Origin of the sequence: Duganella zoogloeoides, assembly GCF_034479515.1 — a bacterium.
GTDB classification, from domain to species: Bacteria; Pseudomonadota; Gammaproteobacteria; order Burkholderiales; family Burkholderiaceae_D; genus Rugamonas; species Rugamonas zoogloeoides.
In genome coordinates this window covers 6,115,483-6,132,853 of record NZ_CP140152.1, presented here as the reverse complement: position 1 = coordinate 6,132,853, position 17,371 = coordinate 6,115,483, and the positions used below count along the sequence as shown (strand labels likewise).

14 protein-coding genes and 1 pseudogene are annotated in these 17,371 nt (G+C 62.1%); all 15 read right to left on the bottom strand.

Features of this window, described 5'->3' with window-relative positions; translation table 11 throughout:
* Positions 1-222: 222 nt before the first annotated feature.
* Positions 223-1,023, bottom strand: a pseudogene (locus SR858_RS26920) (DNA-methyltransferase); the annotation flags it as partial.
* On the bottom strand, positions 1,020-2,354 hold the full coding sequence (hisD, locus tag SR858_RS26915) for a histidinol dehydrogenase (RefSeq protein WP_019924126.1): 1,335 nt from the start codon (positions 2,352-2,354) through the stop codon (positions 1,020-1,022). The pseudogene SR858_RS26920 and the gene hisD, both read right to left, overlap by 4 nt.
* An 18-nt stretch (positions 2,355-2,372) precedes the next feature.
* Positions 2,373-3,035, bottom strand: a complete 663-nt coding sequence (hisG, locus tag SR858_RS26910; RefSeq protein WP_019924127.1) for an ATP phosphoribosyltransferase — start codon at positions 3,033-3,035, stop codon at positions 2,373-2,375.
* A complete protein-coding gene (gene murA / locus SR858_RS26905; RefSeq protein WP_019924128.1) occupies positions 3,032-4,282 on the bottom strand; it encodes a UDP-N-acetylglucosamine 1-carboxyvinyltransferase in 1,251 nt (416 codons plus the stop codon). Before murA ends, hisG begins: the two co-directional genes overlap by 4 nt.
* 2 nt (positions 4,283-4,284) lie before the next feature.
* Complete coding sequence (locus SR858_RS26900; protein ID WP_019924129.1) at positions 4,285-4,521, bottom strand: BolA family protein; 237 nt, start codon at positions 4,519-4,521, stop codon at positions 4,285-4,287.
* A 65-nt stretch (positions 4,522-4,586) separates the two neighbouring features.
* Positions 4,587-5,354 carry an ABC transporter permease gene (locus tag SR858_RS26895; protein ID WP_019924130.1) on the bottom strand — a complete coding sequence of 256 codons (768 nt, stop codon included), beginning with the start codon at positions 5,352-5,354 and terminating at the stop codon, positions 4,587-4,589.
* A complete protein-coding gene (locus tag SR858_RS26890) occupies positions 5,351-6,265 on the bottom strand; it encodes an ABC transporter ATP-binding protein (protein ID WP_019924131.1) in 915 nt (304 codons plus the stop codon). Before SR858_RS26890 ends, SR858_RS26895 begins: the two co-directional genes overlap by 4 nt.
* 189 nt (positions 6,266-6,454) lie before the next feature.
* Positions 6,455-6,811, bottom strand: a complete 357-nt coding sequence (locus SR858_RS26885) for an STAS domain-containing protein (protein ID WP_019924132.1) — start codon at positions 6,809-6,811, stop codon at positions 6,455-6,457.
* Positions 6,812-6,828: 17 nt separating this feature from the next.
* Positions 6,829-7,479, bottom strand: coding sequence for an MlaC/ttg2D family ABC transporter substrate-binding protein (locus SR858_RS26880; protein WP_019924133.1), 651 nt, complete (start codon positions 7,477-7,479; stop codon positions 6,829-6,831).
* A gap of 42 nt (positions 7,480-7,521) precedes the next feature.
* Positions 7,522-8,493 (bottom strand): MlaA family lipoprotein, encoded by a 972-nt coding sequence (locus tag SR858_RS26875; protein ID WP_019924134.1) that lies wholly within the window; start codon positions 8,491-8,493, stop codon positions 7,522-7,524.
* A complete protein-coding gene (gene mlaD / locus SR858_RS26870; RefSeq protein WP_019924135.1) occupies positions 8,494-8,964 on the bottom strand; it encodes an outer membrane lipid asymmetry maintenance protein MlaD in 471 nt (156 codons plus the stop codon).
* Positions 8,965-8,998: 34 nt separating this feature from the next.
* A complete protein-coding gene (mlaE, locus tag SR858_RS26865; RefSeq protein ID WP_026637700.1) occupies positions 8,999-9,787 on the bottom strand; it encodes a lipid asymmetry maintenance ABC transporter permease subunit MlaE in 789 nt (262 codons plus the stop codon).
* Entirely contained in the window at positions 9,784-10,587 is an 804-nt protein-coding gene (locus SR858_RS26860) for an ABC transporter ATP-binding protein (protein WP_026637701.1), read from the bottom strand. The genes mlaE and SR858_RS26860 overlap by 4 nt, the downstream gene beginning before the upstream one ends.
* 253 nt (positions 10,588-10,840) lie before the next feature.
* A complete protein-coding gene (locus SR858_RS26855) occupies positions 10,841-12,304 on the bottom strand; it encodes a glutamate synthase subunit beta (RefSeq protein WP_019924138.1) in 1,464 nt (487 codons plus the stop codon).
* Positions 12,305-12,542: 238 nt separating this feature from the next.
* A complete protein-coding gene (locus SR858_RS26850) occupies positions 12,543-17,291 on the bottom strand; it encodes a glutamate synthase-related protein (RefSeq protein ID WP_019924139.1) in 4,749 nt (1,582 codons plus the stop codon).
* Between the last annotated feature and the right edge of the window lie 80 nt (positions 17,292-17,371).

The window sequence follows — 17,371 nt, the reverse complement described above, 5'->3', positions numbered from 1 at the left end:
GGCGGGAGCTCCTGGTCAGGCTACGGTTGAAAGTCGCTTGGTGGCGGTCTTGGGTTTGGCGGCGACGATTTTTTTGGTGGCGGCTTTTTTTGTCACCGCCTTGGGTGCGGTGCTGGTCACGGTGGCCAGCGTGGGCGCAGTGTCGCTTGCCGCCCTGGCCCTTGCCTTCGCAGGCGCCTTGGGCGGTACGATAGCGGCAGCTACGACGTCAGCTTTCTTCGAGGCGGTTTTTTTCGGCGCCGGCTTTTTCTTCACCACCGGCGGCAAGTCCAGCGCCGCCAGCCGTTCGTCGATGATCGCGCAGTAGTCGGGATTGAGTTCAAAGCCGACGAAGCTGCGTCCGCAACGCTTGGCGGCAATTGCCGTGGTGCCGCTGCCCATGAACAGGTCGAGCACCACGCCGTCGGGCGGGCACGAAGCCTTGACCATGCGCTCGATGATTTCCAGCGGCTTTTGCGTCGGATGGTCGGCGCGTTCGGGATGCTCCTTGTGCAGGCGCGAGACGCTCCACAGGTCCTTGGGGTTGTAGCCCACTTCGAGCCACTTGGCGCCAATGAAGATCGAGCGCGAACGGGCCTTCTTGGTCTCAGCGTCGTAGGCGATGCGCACGGCGTCGAGGTCGAAATAATAATCCTTGCGGCGGACAAAAAAGCCGATGGTGTCGTGCACCGACGAGTAGCTGCGCACGCTGCCGCCCATCGACGGCACGCGCCGGTCCCAGATAATCTCGTTCATCATCGTCATGCGCTTTTTCAGCAGCACGAAGATTTCGGGCGAAAAGCGCCACGTCAAAAAGATGTACAGGCTGCCGTTGGGCTTGAGCTTGGGCAGCGCGGCGTCGATCCACTGCTCGGTCCAGCGCAGGTAGTCATCGACCGTCTGCTGGTCGGACGCGTTGCCGTAGTCCTTGCCCAGGTTGTACGGCGGGTCGGTCAAGATCAGGTCAATGGAACCGTCGGGGATGCGCGCCAGTCCGGACAGCGCGTCCTCGCAGAAAACCTGGTTGAGCCATTTTTCGGTCATCGCGGTTCAGCCGGAGTATTTAACCTGAGTTCAGCGCTGCGGGCGTGCGCCTGCAAGCCTTCGCCGTACGCCAGTTCGGCCGCGATTTTACCGAGGGTTTGCGCGCCGGCTTCGCTGACGTGGATGATCGACGAGCGTTTCTGGAAATCGTACACGCCCAGCGGCGACGAGAAGCGCGCGGTGCGCGACGTCGGCAGCACGTGGTTCGGGCCGCAGCAGTAGTCGCCCAGCGACTCGGACGAGAAGCGTCCCAGGAACATGGCGCCCGCGTGGCGGATTTTATCGGCCCACTGCTGCGGATTCTCGGCCGAGATTTCCAGGTGCTCGGCAGCGATGCTGTTGGCGATCGCGCATGCTTCGTCCAGGTCGCGCACTTTCACCAGCGCGCCACGGTCGGTGAGCGACGTGCGGATGGTGTCCTGGCGCGGCATGGTCGGCAGCAGTTTTTCGATGCTCGCTTCCACGCGGGCGATGTAGTCGGCGTCCGGGCACAGCATGATGGCCTGCGCCAGTTCGTCGTGCTCGGCCTGCGAGAACAGGTCCATCGCCACCCAGTCCGGGTCGGTGGTGCCGTCGCAGATGACCAGTATCTCCGACGGACCGGCGATCATGTCGATGCCGACGATGCCGAACACGCGGCGCTTGGCGGCAGCGACATACGCGTTGCCGGGACCGACGATTTTATCGACCGGCTGTATGGTCTCGGTGCCATGCGCCAGCGCGGCCACCGCCTGGGCGCCGCCGATGGTGATCACGCGCGTCACACCGGCAATCGCGGCGGCGGCCAGCACCATCTGGTTTTTTACGCCATCAGGTGTCGGTACCACCATGATGATTTCCTGTACGCCCGCCACGTGGGCCGGAATCGCGTTCATCAGCACCGACGACGGGTACGCTGCCTTGCCACCGGGGACGTAAATGCCCACGCGGTCGAGCGGCGTGACCTTCTGGCCGAGGATGGTGCCATCGGCTTCGGTATAGGTAAAGCCGTTCAGTTCCTGCTTTTGCCGTTCGTGGAATACGCGGATGCGCTGCGCGGCCACGTTGAGGGCGTCGCGCTGGGCGGCGGGAATCGCTGCGAGCGCTGCCTGCAGTTCGTCCTGGCCGATGTCAAAAGCGGCCATGCTGGCGGCGCCGCCGTCCGGAATGCGGTCGAAGCGGTTGGTGTATTCGAGGACGGCGGCGTCGCCGCGCGCCTTGACGTCGGCCAGGATGCCGGTGACGGCACGCTCGATCGCATCATCGGTGCCTGCTTCAAATGCCAGCAAGGTGTCCAGGGACTTTTGAAAATCGGCTAGCGTGGAATCGAGCTTGGTAATTTGGATCGACATGATGTGTTCCGTATTGATTTACTTTTTTGCCGCGCGCTCGAACGCTTCGAGGATGGGCTGCAAACGCTGGCGCTTGAGCTTTAAGGCGGCCTGGTTGACGATCAGGCGCGACGAGATGTCCATGATCGCTTCCACTTCCACCAGGTCGTTGGCGCGCAGCGTATTGCCGGTGCTGACCACGTCCACGATGGCGTCGGACAGCCCGACCAGCGGCGCCAGTTCCATCGAGCCATACAGCTTGATCAGATCGACGTGCACGCCCTTCTTGGCGAAGTGCTCGCGCGCGGTCTGCACGAACTTGGTGGCCACGCGCAGGCGTGCGCCCTGGCGCACGGCGGTCTCGTAATCAAAACCGTTTTTCACGGCCACCGACATGCGGCATGCGGCGATATTGAGGTCGATCGGCTGGTACAGGCCTTCGCCGCCGTGTTCGAGCAGGACGTCCTTGCCGGCCACGCCAAAGTCCGCCGCGCCATGCTGCACATAGGTCGGCACGTCGGTGGCGCGCACGATCAGCACGCGCACGCCGGGGTCGTTGGTGGCCAAAATCAGCTTGCGCGAGGTTTCCGGATTTTCCGTGACGGTGATGCCGGCCGCTTCCAGCAGCGGCAGGGTGTCGTCGAAAATCCGGCCCTTGGACAGGGCCAGGATCAGTTGCTGGTTCTCTGGTACGTTCATCATTTGATCCGTTTGATGTTGGCGCCAACGGCCGACAGTTTGACTTCCATCTGGTCGTAACCGCGATCGAGATGATAAATGCGGTCGATCAGCGTCTCGCCGCGCGCAGCCATGGCCGCGATCACCAGCGATGCGGACGCACGCAGGTCGGTTGCCATCACCGGCGCGCCGACCAGTTGCTCCACGCCCTTGATGAAGGCGGTGTTGCCGTCGGTCTCGATGGCCGCGCCCAGGCGGTTCATCTCCTGCACGTGCATGAAGCGGTTTTCAAAAATGGTTTCAGTCACGCGGCTGGCGCCGTTGGCAATCGTGTTGACTGCCATGAACTGCGCCTGCATGTCGGTGGGGAAGCCCGGGTATTCGGTGGTGCGGAACGTCACAGGCGTGGGGCGTGCATCCATCTGCGCGCGGATCCAGTTGTCGCCCACGGTCAGTTGCAGGCCCATTTCGCGCAGCTTGTCGAGCGCGGCGTCCATGATGTCCACGCGCGTATTGCGGATGGTGATGTCGCCGCCGGTGGCAGCGACCGCGCACAGGAACGTGGCCGCTTCGATGCGGTCGGAAATCACGGCGTGTTTGGCGCCATGCAGCTCGGCCACACCTTGAATGACCAGGCGGTTGGTGCCGATACCTTCGATCTTGGCGCCCATGGCCACCAGCAGGTTGGCAAGGTCCGTCACTTCCGGTTCGCACGCGGCGTTTTCCAGCACGGTCTCGCCGTCGGCCAGGGTGGCGGCCATCAAGAGGTTCTCGGTGCCGGTGACGGTGATCATGTCGGTGACGATGCGCGCGCCTTTCAGCTTGGCGCACTTGGCGTAAATGTAGCCCGCCTCGATGGTGATCTCGGCGCCCATGGCCTGCAGGCCCTTGATGTGCTGATCGACGGGACGCGAACCGATGGCGCAGCCGCCCGGCAGCGATACCTTGGCCTGGCCGAAACGCGCCAGCAAGGGGCCCAGCACCAGGATCGACGCGCGCATGGTTTTCACCAGTTCATACGGCGCTTCGAGCTTGTCGATGGCGGCGCCGTTCAGGGTGACCTTGTCGTTGTCCTGGGTGACCTTCAAGCCGGTCTGGCCCAGCAGTTTCAGGATGGTGGCCACGTCGTGCAGGTGCGGCACATTGGACAGCTCGACGTCGCCGGACGTCAGCAGGCCGGCGCACAGGATCGGCAGCGCGGCGTTTTTCGCGCCCGAAATCGTGATGTCGCCGTGCAGGCGGTTGCCGCCTTGAATGAGGAGCTTGTCCATGCTTAGCCTTGGTATTCTTCTGGGGTGAGGGTTTTCATCGACAGCGCGTGGATTTCTTCGCGCATGCGGTCGCCCAGCGCGGCGTACACCAGCTGATGGCGCTGGATCGGACGCTTGCCGGCAAACGCCGGCGACACGATGATGGCCTGGAAGTGCTGGCCGTCGCCGTCCACTTCGAGATGGGTGCATTCGAGGCCGGCAGAGATGTAGCCGTGGATCAGTTCTGGGGTGGTAGCCATGATGGGGTCCTGTTTTAAATCTGTTATCTGTATTTGACGCATGATTGTGTTCCTGGTGCCGCCGGTTAGTGTCGCAGACGATAGCCGCTGCGCAGCAGCCGGATCGCCGCCAGCGACAGCACCACCAGGAAGGCCGAGACGATGCCCAGGCTGATCCAGGGGCTGGTGTCGGACTGGCCGAAGAAGCCGTAGCGGAAGCCGTCGATCATGTAGAAGAACGGGTTCAGGTGCGAAACGGTGAGCCAGAACGACGGCAGCGAGTGGATCGAGTAGAACACGCCGGACAAAAACGTCAACGGCATGATCAGGAAGTTCTGGAACGCGGCCAGCTGGTCGAATTTTTCGGCCCAGATGCCGGCGATCAGCCCCATGGTGCCGAGGATGGCCGCGCCCAGCAGGGCAAACACGGCGATCCACAGCGGCGCCGCAAAACTCATGTGGGCGAACCACGCGGTCACGGCAAACACGCCCAGGCCCACGGCCAGGCCGCGCACCATGGCCGCGATCACGTACGCCGAGAAGATTTCCCAGTGCGACAGGGGCGTCAACAGCACGAACACCAGGTTGCCGGTGATTTTCGATTGAATCAGCGACGACGACGAGTTGGCAAACGCGTTTTGCAGCACGCTCATCATCACCAGGCCGGGAATCAGGAACGACGTGTAGCTCACGCCCTCGTACACCTGCACCCGGCCCTCCAAAACGTGGCCGAAGATCAGCAGGTACAGCATGGCGGTCAGGATCGGCGCCGCCACGGTTTGCGTCGCAACCTTCCAGAAGCGCAGCGTCTCTTTATAGACCAGGGTGCGGAAGCCGCTCGAGATAAAATTCATACGGAGCCCTTGTCCATGATTTGCAGGAAGATGTCTTCGAGATCGGCCTGCTGCAGCTGCATCTCGTCGATCACGGCGCCCGACTCGCGCAGGCGCGCCAGGATGCCTTCCACTTCCGAATACTCGTTGATGCGCAGGCTGTACTTGCGGCCGTGGTCGGAGACTTCCGGGTGCGTGACCAGGTGGCGCAGGTCATCGGGCAAATCGCCGGCCGTCATGTTGACGATCAGCTGCGAGCCCGAGATGCGACGGATCAGCGCCGCCATCGAATCGAGCGCGACGACCTTGCCGCTCTTGAGCATGGCGACGCGCTTGCACATCGCCTGCGCTTCTTCCAGGTAGTGGGTGGTGAGCACCACGGTGTGGCCTTCGCGATTGAGGCGCGAGATGAACTTCCACAGCGTCTGGCGCAGCTCCACGTCCACGCCGGCGGTCGGCTCGTCGAGCACGATCACGGGCGGCTTGTGCACCAGCGCCTGCGCGACCAGCACGCGGCGCTTCATGCCGCCGGACAGGGCGCGCATATTGGTGTCGGCCTTGTTGGTCAGGTCGAGGTTGTGCATCACCTCGTCGATCCAGGCATCGTTGTTGGGCAGGCCGAAGTAGCCCGATTGCAGGCGCAGGGTTTCGCGCACGGTGAAGAACGGATCGAACACCAGTTCCTGCGGCACCACGCCCAGCTTGCGCCGCGCTTCACGAAAATCGCCGGTGACGTCGTGGCCGTGAATGCTGACCTTGCCGGCATCGGGCCGGATCAGGCCGGCGATGATGGAAATCAGGGTAGTCTTGCCGGCGCCGTTGGGGCCCAGCAGGCCGAAAAACTCGCCCTCCTCGATGGTGAGCGACACGCCGCCCAGCGCCTGGAGCGACTTGTAGCGCTTTTCGACATTCGTTATTTGGATCGCTGACATTCTAGACTTTATGTTGTGCGACGGCGTGACCGGCGCTGGGTGCCCGCCAGGCGCCGAAAAACGGCACGAAACGGTGATTCAGGGGGGCCGCAGCGCTGTAGCTGCGGCAACGTTCAATTATATTGGAAATCTGGGTCGGTCGAGCCGGACCGGCGGAATACTACAACTGCGAGGGGGGCGGAGCGGGGGTCAATGATGGTGGTGCAGGTCGGCAGGCGCGGCGGCCGGGGCGACGGTGGTATTGTCCAGATCTTGCTCTTCTTCCTGGCCGGGGAACACCAGGCCGCAGACGCCATAGAGCTTGGTCAGGTTTTTCAGCGAGGCAGGCAGGTTGTGCAGCGCCAGCTGCACCCCGGCTTCGCGCGCGGCGCGCTGCCAGGAAAGCAGCACCGACACGGCCACCGAATCCACCGAGGTAACGTTGCTTAAATCAAACGCCCGCTGGCCGGCCTTGATGGCGGCCAAGCCCCGCTCTTGCGCCGCAGTGGCGTTGAGCACGGTCAGGGACGTGAGTGATTGCAGGTTGTCGGTGGCGTCGGCGGTCATGGGGTGTACCTGGTTACTTATTTGGCTGGCGTGGCAGGATTGGCTTTGAGCGGTTTGCTTGCCAGCGACTTGTTCTTGTCGCTCAGCGTCTTGATCAGGCCGTCGATGCCACCCTTGTTGATTTCGGACGTGAACGTGCCCTTGTAGGTTTCCACCAGCCAGGCGCCCATGACGTTGATGTCATAGATTTTCCAGCTGTCGCCAGCCTTGGCCACGCGGTAGTTCAGCAGGACCGGATCGCCACGGGTCATGTTCACTTGCGAACGCACTTCCACGTCGGTATCGGCCGCATCGGCGCGCAGCGGCTTGAAGGTGATGGTTTCGTTCTTGATTTGCGACAGCGCGCCCGAGTACGTGTACACCAGCAGCGTGCGGAACTGTTCCGACAGCGCCTTCTGTTGCTCAGGCGACGCCTGGCGCCAGAAGCGGCCGGCCGCCAGCGCGGTCATGCGGTTCGAATCGACGTACGGCAGGATCTTGTTTTCGACCAGCGCCATGATTTTTTGCTGATTGCCGGACTGGATGTCCTTGTCGGCCTTGGCAGTGTTGATCACGTCTTCGCTGATGCGCTTGACCAGCGCATCGGGCGCTTCGGCCGCTTGCGCGGTCATGGTAAAGCCCATCGTGGCCACGGTGGCAACAGCTATCAGTTGTTTGATCAGATTCATCGTTTATCTACCTTGTGTGAGTTCTTCGGGTCACAGGCTGGCTCAGTTCGCAGCCGGTGTACCGGAGTTTAACGCGTTCGGGGCGGATTCCGCTGACACGGTTGGCGAAGTTTCCACTGGAGCAACAGTTGCAGCGGCGGTGGCCGAGGCCACGGCGGCGGTTTCAGCGGTGCCCGCCGGCGCGGCGTCCGCTTGCGGCGGCGACACTGGCGCCGGGGCCGGCTCTGCTGCGGGCGCCGGGGTTGCCGGAGCGGCTTGCGGATCGGTGACCGGCTTGGCGCCGTCGTCTTCACCGTACGGGTCGTCGTTCTGCTTCGGCTTGCGCGGATTGCCGTCCGGGAAGACCTGGCTTTCGCGGCGCTGCAGATAGCCATCGCGCAGGAACACGTAGCGGTCGAGCGCGGCGTCTTCAAACAGCGAGCCGGCGTCGAGCAGGCTGGCGCGGGTGTCGATCAGGTTGATGCCGGTACCGATGTTGCGGACATTGGTCGGATCCTTGTAGCGCCAGATATTGCCGGCGAAGTCGGCTGGCAGCGCCACGGTGTCGCGCACGGTGGACGGTCCCAGCAGCGGCAGCACCAGGTACGGACCCGATTCCAGGCCCCAGACGCCCAGGGTCTGGCCGAAGTCTTCCTTGTGCTTTTCCAGGCCGGCCGGGGTGGCGATGTCGAACAGGCCGAGAATACCGAGCGTGGAGTTCAGCGCGAAGCGGGTGATATCGGTCATGCCGTCTTCGCCCTTGCCTTGCAACAGGTTGTTGACGCCGCTCCAGGCATCGGAAATGTTGCCGAAGAAGTTGCCCACGCCCGTTTGCACGAACGATGGCGTGACGTCGCGATACACGGTGGCCACCGGTTTCAACGCGTAGGTATCGACCTTGTCGTTGAAGGTGAACATGGCGCGGTTGTAGCTTTCGTACGGGTCGCGCGGGTTCGGACCGGCGCAGCCGGCCAGCATCATCGCGGTACCCAGCACCAGCGCAGCGGTGCGCAGCGAGGTTTTATTGCTTTTCATTTATTCGTCCTTTTTGCCTTCGGCAGCCTTGCTGTAGATGAACTGATTGATCAGGTCTTCCAGCACGGCAGCCGATTGGGTACGTGCGATTTTGTCTCCGGCGACCAGGTTTTTCTCGTCGCCGCCTGCTTCGATACCTACATATTGCTCACCCAACAGGCCTGCCGTCAGAATCTTGGCCGAGCTGTCTTTCGGGAAGTTATAGCCTTCATCCATGTTCAAGGTCACCAGCGCCTGGTAAGTCTTGTCGTCGAAACTGATCTCGCCCACGCGGCCGATGACCACGCCCGACGCCTTGACGGCCGCTTGCGGACGCAGGCTGCCGATGTTGTCGAACTTGGCGGTAATCGCATAGGTTTTACCGAAGGACAATGAGCCGGTATTGCTGGCTTTTAACACCAGAAACATCAGTGCGGCCACGCCGATGACGATAAACAGGCCGACCCAGACATCCAGAGATTTGCGTTGCATAACTATCCTCGTTTAATTCCGTTTTATCTTACAACTATTTGCTGAACATCAGCGCCGTCAACATGAAGTCCAGCCACCAGACCATCAGCGACGAGATCACGACCGTGCGGGTGGTGGCGCGGGCCACGTCTTCCGGGGTCGGACGCGCCTGGTAACCCTGGTACAGCGCGATGAAAGTGATCGCCACGCCGAAAACGATGCTCTTGACGAAGCCGTTGAGCACGTCCTTGAACAGGTCGACGCCGCCCTGCATTTGCGACCAGAACGCGCCTTCGTCCACGCCAATCAGTTGCACACCGACCAGGTAGCCGCCCATCACGCCCACGGCACTGAATACCGACGCCAGCAGCGGCACCGAGATCACGCCGGCCCAGAAACGCGGCGCCAGCACGCGCTGGATCGGGTTTACGGCCATCATTTCCATGGCGGACAGTTGCTCGCCCGCCTTCATCAGGCCGATTTCGGCCGTCAGCGACGTGCCGGCGCGGCCGGCAAACAGCAGCGCAGTAATCACCGGCCCCAGCTCGCGCGTGAGACCCAGCGCCACCAGCAGGCCCAGCGATTGCTCGGCGCCGTATTTATTGAGCGTGTAATAACCCTGCAAGCCCAGCACCATGCCGACGAACAGGCCGGACAGGGTGATGATGACCATCGAGTAATTGCCAATGAAGTGCAGCTGCTCGACCAGCAGGTGCGGCCGGCGGAAGATCAGCCCCGGCGACAGGCGCAGGATTTCGAAGAACGTGCGCGCGGCAAAGCCGATGCCTTCGACGAAATCGCGCAGCGGCGCACCGAGCTTGGACAACAAATTTCTTACACTCATGCTTTGACTCCCAGGCCAAGGTCGTCGGCCAGGGATTTGCCGGGATAGTGGAACGGCACCGGTCCGTCCGCTTCCGCGTTGACGAACTGGTGCACATACGGGTCGGTGGACGCCATCATGTCGGCCGGCGTGCCATGCGCAACGATTTTGCCCTGCGACAGGAAATACACGTAGTCGGCAATGGCGAAGCATTCCTTGACGTCGTGCGACACCAGCACCGTGGTCGAACCGAGCGCGGTATTCAGATTGCGGATCAGGTTGGCGGTGACACCCATCGAGATCGGGTCGAGGCCGGCAAACGGCTCGTCGTACATGATCAGTTCGGGATCGAGCGCGATCGACCGCGCCAGCGCCACGCGGCGCGCCATGCCGCCCGAGATTTCTCCGGGTTTTAATGCCGCTGCATTGCGCAGGCCCACGGCGTGCAGCTTCATCAACACCAGGTTGCGGATCAGCTCTTCCGGCAAGTCGGTGTGCTCGCGCAGCGGGAAGGCGACGTTTTCGTACACGGTGAGATCGGTAAACAGGGCGCCATGCTGGAACAGCATGCCCATTTTACGGCGCAGCAAGTACAGGCCAGCGGTATTGAGCTTGTGGACCACCTGGCCCTGCACCTTGACCTGGCCTTTGCGCGGGGTGAGCTGGCCACCGATCAGGCGCAATACCGTGGTCTTGCCGCTACCCGAACCGCCCATGACTGCGATCACTTTTCCACGTGGGAAATCCATGCTCAGCCCGGACAGGATGGCTCGCTTTCCATACGAGAAATGTAAATCGCGAATTTCGACTAGATTGGACACGACGGAACTCTTTATTTTTTGATGCCGTATTGTAGTGCAGAAAGGTCAATCCTTGCTGGAAGCACCTCCGTTCAACGCAAAGGGACGGACGATGTATCGCCGATAATACAACACTACTGAACCCAAAGTCAGCAATTTACATGAGGCACGATTTGTTACATTGTGCATTGCATCATCGGGGGCACAAAAAAAACCGGGAGGCGCGGGGATTGCCCGCCCACTCCCGGGGGAAAACAGTGCCTGGCGGCGGTGATCAGCGTGGCAGTTCGGAACTGCCCATCAGGAATTCATCGACTGCGCGTGCGCACTGGCGGCCTTCGCGGATGGCCCACACGACCAGCGACTGGCCGCGGCGCACGTCGCCGGCAGCAAACACCTTGGCCGACGAGGTTTTGTAGCAACCTTCGCCGTCGGTGGTTGCCTTGGCATTGCCGCGCGCATCTTTTTCCACGCCAAAGGCGTCGAGAATGTTGGCAACCGGCGACACGAAGCCCATGGCCAGGAACACCAGGTCGGCCTTCATGTCGAATTCCGAATTCGGCACTTCGGCCATCTTGCCGTCTTTCCATTCCACGCGGCAGGCAACCAGTTTTTCCACTTTACCGTTCTTGCCTTCCAGGCGCTTGGTGGCCACGGCCCAGTCGCGCTCGCAACCTTCGTCGTGTGACGACGAGGTGCGCAGCTTGGTCGGCCAGTATGGCCACACCAGCGGCTTGTTCTCTTGCTCCGGCGGCATCGGCATCAGTTCGAACTGGGTGACCGATGCGGCGCCCTGGCGGTTCGAGGTGCCAACGCAGTCGGAACCGGTATCGCCGCCGCCGATCACGACCACGTGCTTGCCTGTGGCCTTGATCTGGTCTTTGACCTTGTCGCCGGCGTTGATCTTGTTTTGCTGGGGCAGGAAGTCCATGGCGAAGTGCACGCCCTTCAATTCACGGCCCGGCACCGGCAAGTCGCGCGGCTGCTCGGCGCCGCCAGCGAGGATCACGGCATCGAACTCTTTTTCCAGGTCTTCCGGGAAAATGGTTTCCTTGGCCCAGTTGTTGACGTTGGCCGGGAAGTCCTTGCCGATCAACACGCTGGTGCGGAACACCACGCCTTCGGCTTCCATCTGCTTGATGCGGCGGTCGATGTGCGACTTTTCCATCTTGAAGTCTGGAATGCCATAACGCAGCAGGCCGCCGGCACGGTCCGATTTCTCGAACACGGTGACCGCGTGGCCGGCCCGCGCCAGCTGCTGGGCAGCGGCCAGGCCGGCAGGACCGGAACCGACCACGGCGATTTTCTTGCCGGTCTGGTGCGCCGCAGGCTGCGGCACGACCCAGCCGTGTTCCCAGCCTTCGTCGATGATTTTATGTTCGATCGACTTGATGCCGACCGGATCTTCGCTGATGCCCAGGGTACAGGCGGCTTCGCACGGCGCCGGGCAGATGCGGCCGGTGAACTCGGGGAAGTTGTTGGTCGAGTGCAGCGTATCGAGCGCTTCGCGGTAGTTGCCGCGATAGACCAGGTCGTTCCAGTCGGGGATGATGTTGTTGACCGGGCAGCCGTTGTTGCAGAACGGGATGCCGCAATCCATGCAGCGTGCACCCTGCACCTTGGCTTGCTCGTTCGTCAGGGGAATGACGAACTCGGCGTAATTTTTCAAACGCGTCGCTGGTGGCAGATAGCCTTCTTCCTGACGCTGGAATTCCATGAAACCGGTGATTTTACCCACGATTAAATCCTCATATTCTGTGTTGACCCTGGACTGCCGAGTCGTTTTTCCGCTTCGGCGGACTGTCGCGCAGCCTCGGGACCGCCGCGCCGTCATCCTCGCGTACGCGGCGGTTCGCCGATGCGAGATCCATAGACCGATTGGTCGGTGGTAGCGTTCTATGGATTCCCGCTTTCGCGGGAATGACGGCTTTTAGGCTAACAATCCGTTCAGCTATCGAAATTGCTGACTCTTCTGATCAAGCAGCCACCGGCTGCACTACCGCCGTCTCGTTCGCCACGTCCTCGGCCATTTCGGCCAGTACGCGCTTGTATTCGCTTGGGAATACCTTGACGAACTTGCTGCGGCTCTCAAGCCAGTTGTCGAGCAACAGGCGGGCGCGGGTGCTGCCCGTGTGCTTGAAGTGACGCTCGATCAGGCGCTTCAGGATCACTTCGTCCGACTCGCGGCCCAGGTCCTTGTGCAGCACGTGGTAGGTTTCGCTTTGCGCCGACTGCTCCTTGGTGCTGAGCACGCGCTCCAGGGTCACCATCGCCGTGTTGCAGCGCGATTCGAAGTCGCCTTCCGGGTCGTACACATAGGCGATACCGCCCGACATGCCGGCCGCGAAGTTGCGGCCGGTGGCGCCCAGCACCACCACGGTGCCGCCGGTCATATATTCGCAACCGTGGTCGCCGGTGCCTTCGACAATCGCCGTGGCGCCCGAGTTACGCACCGCGAAACGCTCGCCGGCCACGCCGTTGAAGAACGCTTCGCCGTTGATGGCGCCGTACAGCACGGTATTGCCGACGATGATGTTGTTGACCGCCCAGCCACGGAACTCGGTGTTCGGACGCACGATGATGCGGCCGCCCGACAAGCCCTTGCCCACGTAATCGTTACCCTCGCCTACCAGGTCGATGGTGATGCCGTGCGCCAGGAATGCGCAGGCCGACTGGCCGGCCGTGCCTTGCAGCTGGATGTGGATGGTGTCGTCCGGCAGGCCGGCGTGGCCGTAACGCTTGGCCACTTCGCCCGACAGCATGGTGCCAACCGTACGGTTGACGTTGCGCACCGGCGAGATGAACGAGACGCGTTCGCCTTTTTCCAGCGCGCCTTTTGCTTGCGCGATCAGCTTGTGGTCGAGCGCCTTGTCCAGGCCGTGATCCTGGTCCATGGTGTGGTAGATCGACTGGCCGTTCTGCACTTCGGGCTGGTGGAAGATGTTGGTGAAGTCGAGGCCCTTGGCTTTCCAGTGCGAGATCGCTTTCGATTTGTCGAGCAGGTCAACGCGGCCGATCAGTTCGTCGTACGTACGGATGCCCAGTTGCGCCATCAGTTGACGCGCTTCTTCGGCGACGAAGAAGAAGTAGTTGACCACGTATTCCGGTTTGCCGGAGAACTTGGCGCGCAGCACCGGGTCTTGCGTGGCCACGCCCACCGGGCAGGTGTTCAGGTGGCATTTGCGCATCATGATGCAGCCCTCGACCACCAGCGGCGCCGTGGCAAAGCCGATTTCGTCAGCGCCCAGCATGGCGGCAATCACCACGTCGCGGCCGGTACGCATCTGGCCGTCGGCCTGGACGCGGATACGCGAGCGCAAACCGTTCAGCACCAGGGTCTGCTGGGTTTCGGCCAGGCCCAGTTCCCACGGCGTGCCGGCGTGCTTCACCGACGACAGCGGCGAGGCGCCGGTGCCGCCGTCATGGCCGGCGACGACTACGTGGTCGGCCTTGGCCTTGGTTACACCAGCGGCCACCGTGCCGATACCGACTTCCGATACCAGCTTGACCGAGATCGACGCGCGCGGGTTGGCGTTTTTCAGATCGTGGATCAGCTGGGCCAGGTCTTCGATCGAATAGATGTCATGGTGCGGCGGCGGGGAAATCAGGCCCACGCCCGGCACCGAGAAACGCAGGGTGGCGATGTATTCCGACACCTTGTGGCCTGGCAGCTGGCCGCCCTCGCCCGGCTTGGCGCCTTGCGCCATCTTGATCTGGATCTGATCGGCCGAGTTCAGGTAAGCGGCAGTCACGCCGAAACGGCCCGATGCCACCTGCTTGATGCGCGAACGCAGCGAGTCGCCTTCCTGCAAGGCGATGTCCACCACCATCTGTTCCTTGCCCATGACCGACGCCATGGTCTCGCCCTGCTTGATCTTGATGCCTTTGAGTTCCTGGGTGTAGCGCGATGGATCTTCGCCGCCTTCGCCGGTGTTCGATTTGCCGCCGATGCGATTCATCGCCACGGCCAGCGTCGCGTGGGCTTCGGTCGAGATCGAACCCATCGACATGGCGCCGGTGGCAAACCGCTTGACGATTTCCTTGGCCGGTTCCACTTCGTCGAGCGCAATCGCCTTGCTCGGGTCGATCTTGAACTCGAACATGCCGCGCAGGGTCAGGTGACGACGGCTCTGGTCGTTGATGATTTGCGCGTATTCCTTGTAGCTCGAGAAGTTATTCGCGCGGGTCGAGTGCTGCAGCTTGGCGATCGCGTCCGGCGTCCACAGGTGGTCCTCGCCGCGCACGCGGAACGCGTATTCGCCGCCCGCATCGAGGTTGTTGGCCAGCACCGGGTCGTTGCCGAAGGCGGCCGCGTGCAGGCGCAGCGCTTCTTCCGCCACTTCGAACACGCCGATACCTTCCACGTTCGACGACGTGCCCTTGAAGTACTTGTTGACCAGCGACTTGTTCAGGCCGACAGCTTCGAAGATCTGCGCGCCGCAGTACGACATATAGGTGGAGATGCCCATCTTCGACATCACCTTCATCAAGCCCTTGCCGACCGCCTTGGTGAAGTTGTAAATCGCTTTTTCGCCCGACAGGTCGCCCGGCATGCCGTGCGCCAGTTCGATCAGGGTTTCCATCGCCAGGTACGGGTGGATCGCTTCGGCGCCGTAGCCAGCGAGCAGCGCGAAGTGGTGGGTCTCGCGGGCCGAGCCGGTTTCCACGACCAGGCCGGTGGACGCGCGCAGGCCCTTGCTCACCAGGTGCTGGTGGACGGTGGACGTGGCCAGCAGCGCAGGAATCGCCACGCGGTCCGGGCCGATGCTGCGGTCGGACACGACCAGGATGTTATGACCCGATTTGACGGCGTCAACCGCTTCCGCGCACAGCGAGGCCAGGCACGCTTCGATGCCTTCCTTGCCCCACGACAGCGGGTAGCAGATGCTCAGCTCGTACGACTTGAACTTGCCGCCCGTGTGCAGGCTGATGTTGCGCAGGCGTTCCATGTCGTCGAAGCCGAGGATAGGCTGCGACACTTCGAGGCGCATCGGCGGGTTGACGTTGTTGGTGTCGAGCAGGTTGGGCTTGGGACCGATGAACGAGACCAGCGACATCACCATCGCTTCGCGGATCGGGTCGATCGGCGGGTTGGTCACTTGCGCGAACAGCTGCTTGAAGTAGTTATACAGCGGCTTGAGTTTGTTGGACATGACGGCCAGCGGCGAGTCGTTGCCCATCGAGCCGGTCGCTTCTTCGCCGGCGGCCGCCATCGGCGCCATCAGGAATTTCAGGTCTTCCTGGGTGTAGCCGAACGCCTGCTGGCGGTCCAGCAGCGACGGCACGGCTTTTTCGCCCTGCGCCGGCGCAGCGGTGACGGTCGTGCCCGCACCGTACTTGGCGCGGTTGTGCGCCAGCTGGCTTTCGCTGAGCTTGATTTCGTTGAGCTTGATGCGCACCGCGTTGATCCACGCCTTGTACGGCTTGGCGTTGGCGTAGGTGTCTTTGAGCTCTTTATCGTCGATGATGCGGCCCGCTTCCAGGTCGATCAGGAACATCTTGCCTGGTTGCAGACGCCACTTCTGGATGATCTTCGATTCCGGAATCGGCAGCACGCCCGATTCCGATGCCATCACGACCAGGTCGTCGTCGGTGACGATGTAGCGGGCCGGACGCAAGCCGTTGCGGTCCAGCGTGCCGCCGATGTAGCGGCCGTCGGTAAAGGCCATGGCGGCGGGGCCGTCCCATGGTTCCATCATGGCGGCATGATATTCGTAGAAGGCGCGGCGATTGTCGTCCATCGTGCCGTGATTTTCCCAGGCTTCCGGGATCATCATCATCATGGCCTGGGCCAGCGGGTAGCCTGCCATCAACAGCAGTTCCAGCGCGTTGTCGAAGCAGGCGGTGTCCGACTGGCCTTCGTAGATCAGCGGGAACAGCTTTTGCAGGTCTTCGCCCAGCACGGCCGACTTCATCACGCCTTCACGCGCGCGCATCCAGTTGAAGTTGCCTTTGACGGTGTTGATCTCGCCGTTGTGGGCGATCAGGCGGTACGGGTGGGCCAGCGGCCATTCCGGGAAGGTGTTGGTGGAGAAGCGTTGGTGCACCAGCGCCAGCGCCGAGACGCAACGCGCATCCTGCAGGTCTTTATAGTACACGCCCACCTGGTCGGCCAGCAGCAAGCCCTTGTACACGATGGTACGGGCCGACATCGAGGTGACAAAGAATTCCTTGCCGTGGATCAGGTTCAGCGCCTGGATCGCGTGGCCCGACGACTTGCGGATCACGTACAGTTTGCGCTCGAGCGCGTCGGTGACCATGATGTCCGGGCCGCGACCGATGAAGATCTGGCGGATCACCGGCTCTTTTTCGCGCACGGTCGGCGACATCGGCATCTCGATATCGACCGGCACATTGCGCCAGCCCAGCAATACCTGGCCTTCGGCGCGCACGGCGCGCTCGATTTCCTGTTCGCAGGCGATGCGCGAGGCGTTTTCCTTTGGCAGGAACACCATGCCCACGCCGTACTCGCCCGGTGGCGGCAATTCCACGCCCTGCTTGGCCATCTCGTCGCGGTAGTACTGGTCCGGGATCTGGATCAGGATACCGGCGCCGTCGCCCATCAGCGGGTCGGCACCGACCGCGCCGCGGTGGTCGATGTTTTTCAGGATCATCAGACCCTGTTCGACGATGGAGTGGCTCTTGTTACCCTTGATATGGGCGACGAATCCGACGCCGCAGGCATCGTGTTCATTGGATGGATCGTACAGACCTTGGGCTTTCATGGTGCTCTCCACTGGCAGATTGGCTATGAGAATGGAGAGTAGAACAATCCCACACAAAAAACAATGACAATAATTAGGGT

What these genes read in the sequence shown, in the direction of transcription:
- hisD (WP_019924126.1), bottom strand. Translation starts at nt 2,354, where the DNA reads ATGTCGATCCAAATTACCAAGCTCGATTCCACGCTAGCCGATTTTCAA.
- hisG (WP_019924127.1), bottom strand. Translation starts at nt 3,035, where the DNA reads ATGATGAACGTACCAGAGAACCAGCAACTGATCCTGGCCCTGTCCAAG.
- murA (WP_019924128.1), bottom strand. Translation starts at nt 4,282, where the DNA reads ATGGACAAGCTCCTCATTCAAGGCGGCAACCGCCTGCACGGCGACATC.
- SR858_RS26900 (WP_019924129.1), bottom strand. Translation starts at nt 4,521, where the DNA reads ATGGCTACCACCCCAGAACTGATCCACGGCTACATCTCTGCCGGCCTC.
- SR858_RS26895 (WP_019924130.1), bottom strand. Translation starts at nt 5,354, where the DNA reads ATGAATTTTATCTCGAGCGGCTTCCGCACCCTGGTCTATAAAGAGACG.
- SR858_RS26890 (WP_019924131.1), bottom strand. Translation starts at nt 6,265, where the DNA reads ATGTCAGCGATCCAAATAACGAATGTCGAAAAGCGCTACAAGTCGCTC.
- SR858_RS26885 (WP_019924132.1), bottom strand. Translation starts at nt 6,811, where the DNA reads ATGACCGCCGACGCCACCGACAACCTGCAATCACTCACGTCCCTGACC.
- SR858_RS26880 (WP_019924133.1), bottom strand. Translation starts at nt 7,479, where the DNA reads ATGAATCTGATCAAACAACTGATAGCTGTTGCCACCGTGGCCACGATG.
- SR858_RS26875 (WP_019924134.1), bottom strand. Translation starts at nt 8,493, where the DNA reads ATGAAAAGCAATAAAACCTCGCTGCGCACCGCTGCGCTGGTGCTGGGT.
- mlaD (WP_019924135.1), bottom strand. Translation starts at nt 8,964, where the DNA reads ATGCAACGCAAATCTCTGGATGTCTGGGTCGGCCTGTTTATCGTCATC.
- mlaE (WP_026637700.1), bottom strand. Translation starts at nt 9,787, where the DNA reads ATGAGTGTAAGAAATTTGTTGTCCAAGCTCGGTGCGCCGCTGCGCGAT.
- SR858_RS26850 (WP_019924139.1), bottom strand. Translation starts at nt 17,291, where the DNA reads ATGAAAGCCCAAGGTCTGTACGATCCATCCAATGAACACGATGCCTGC.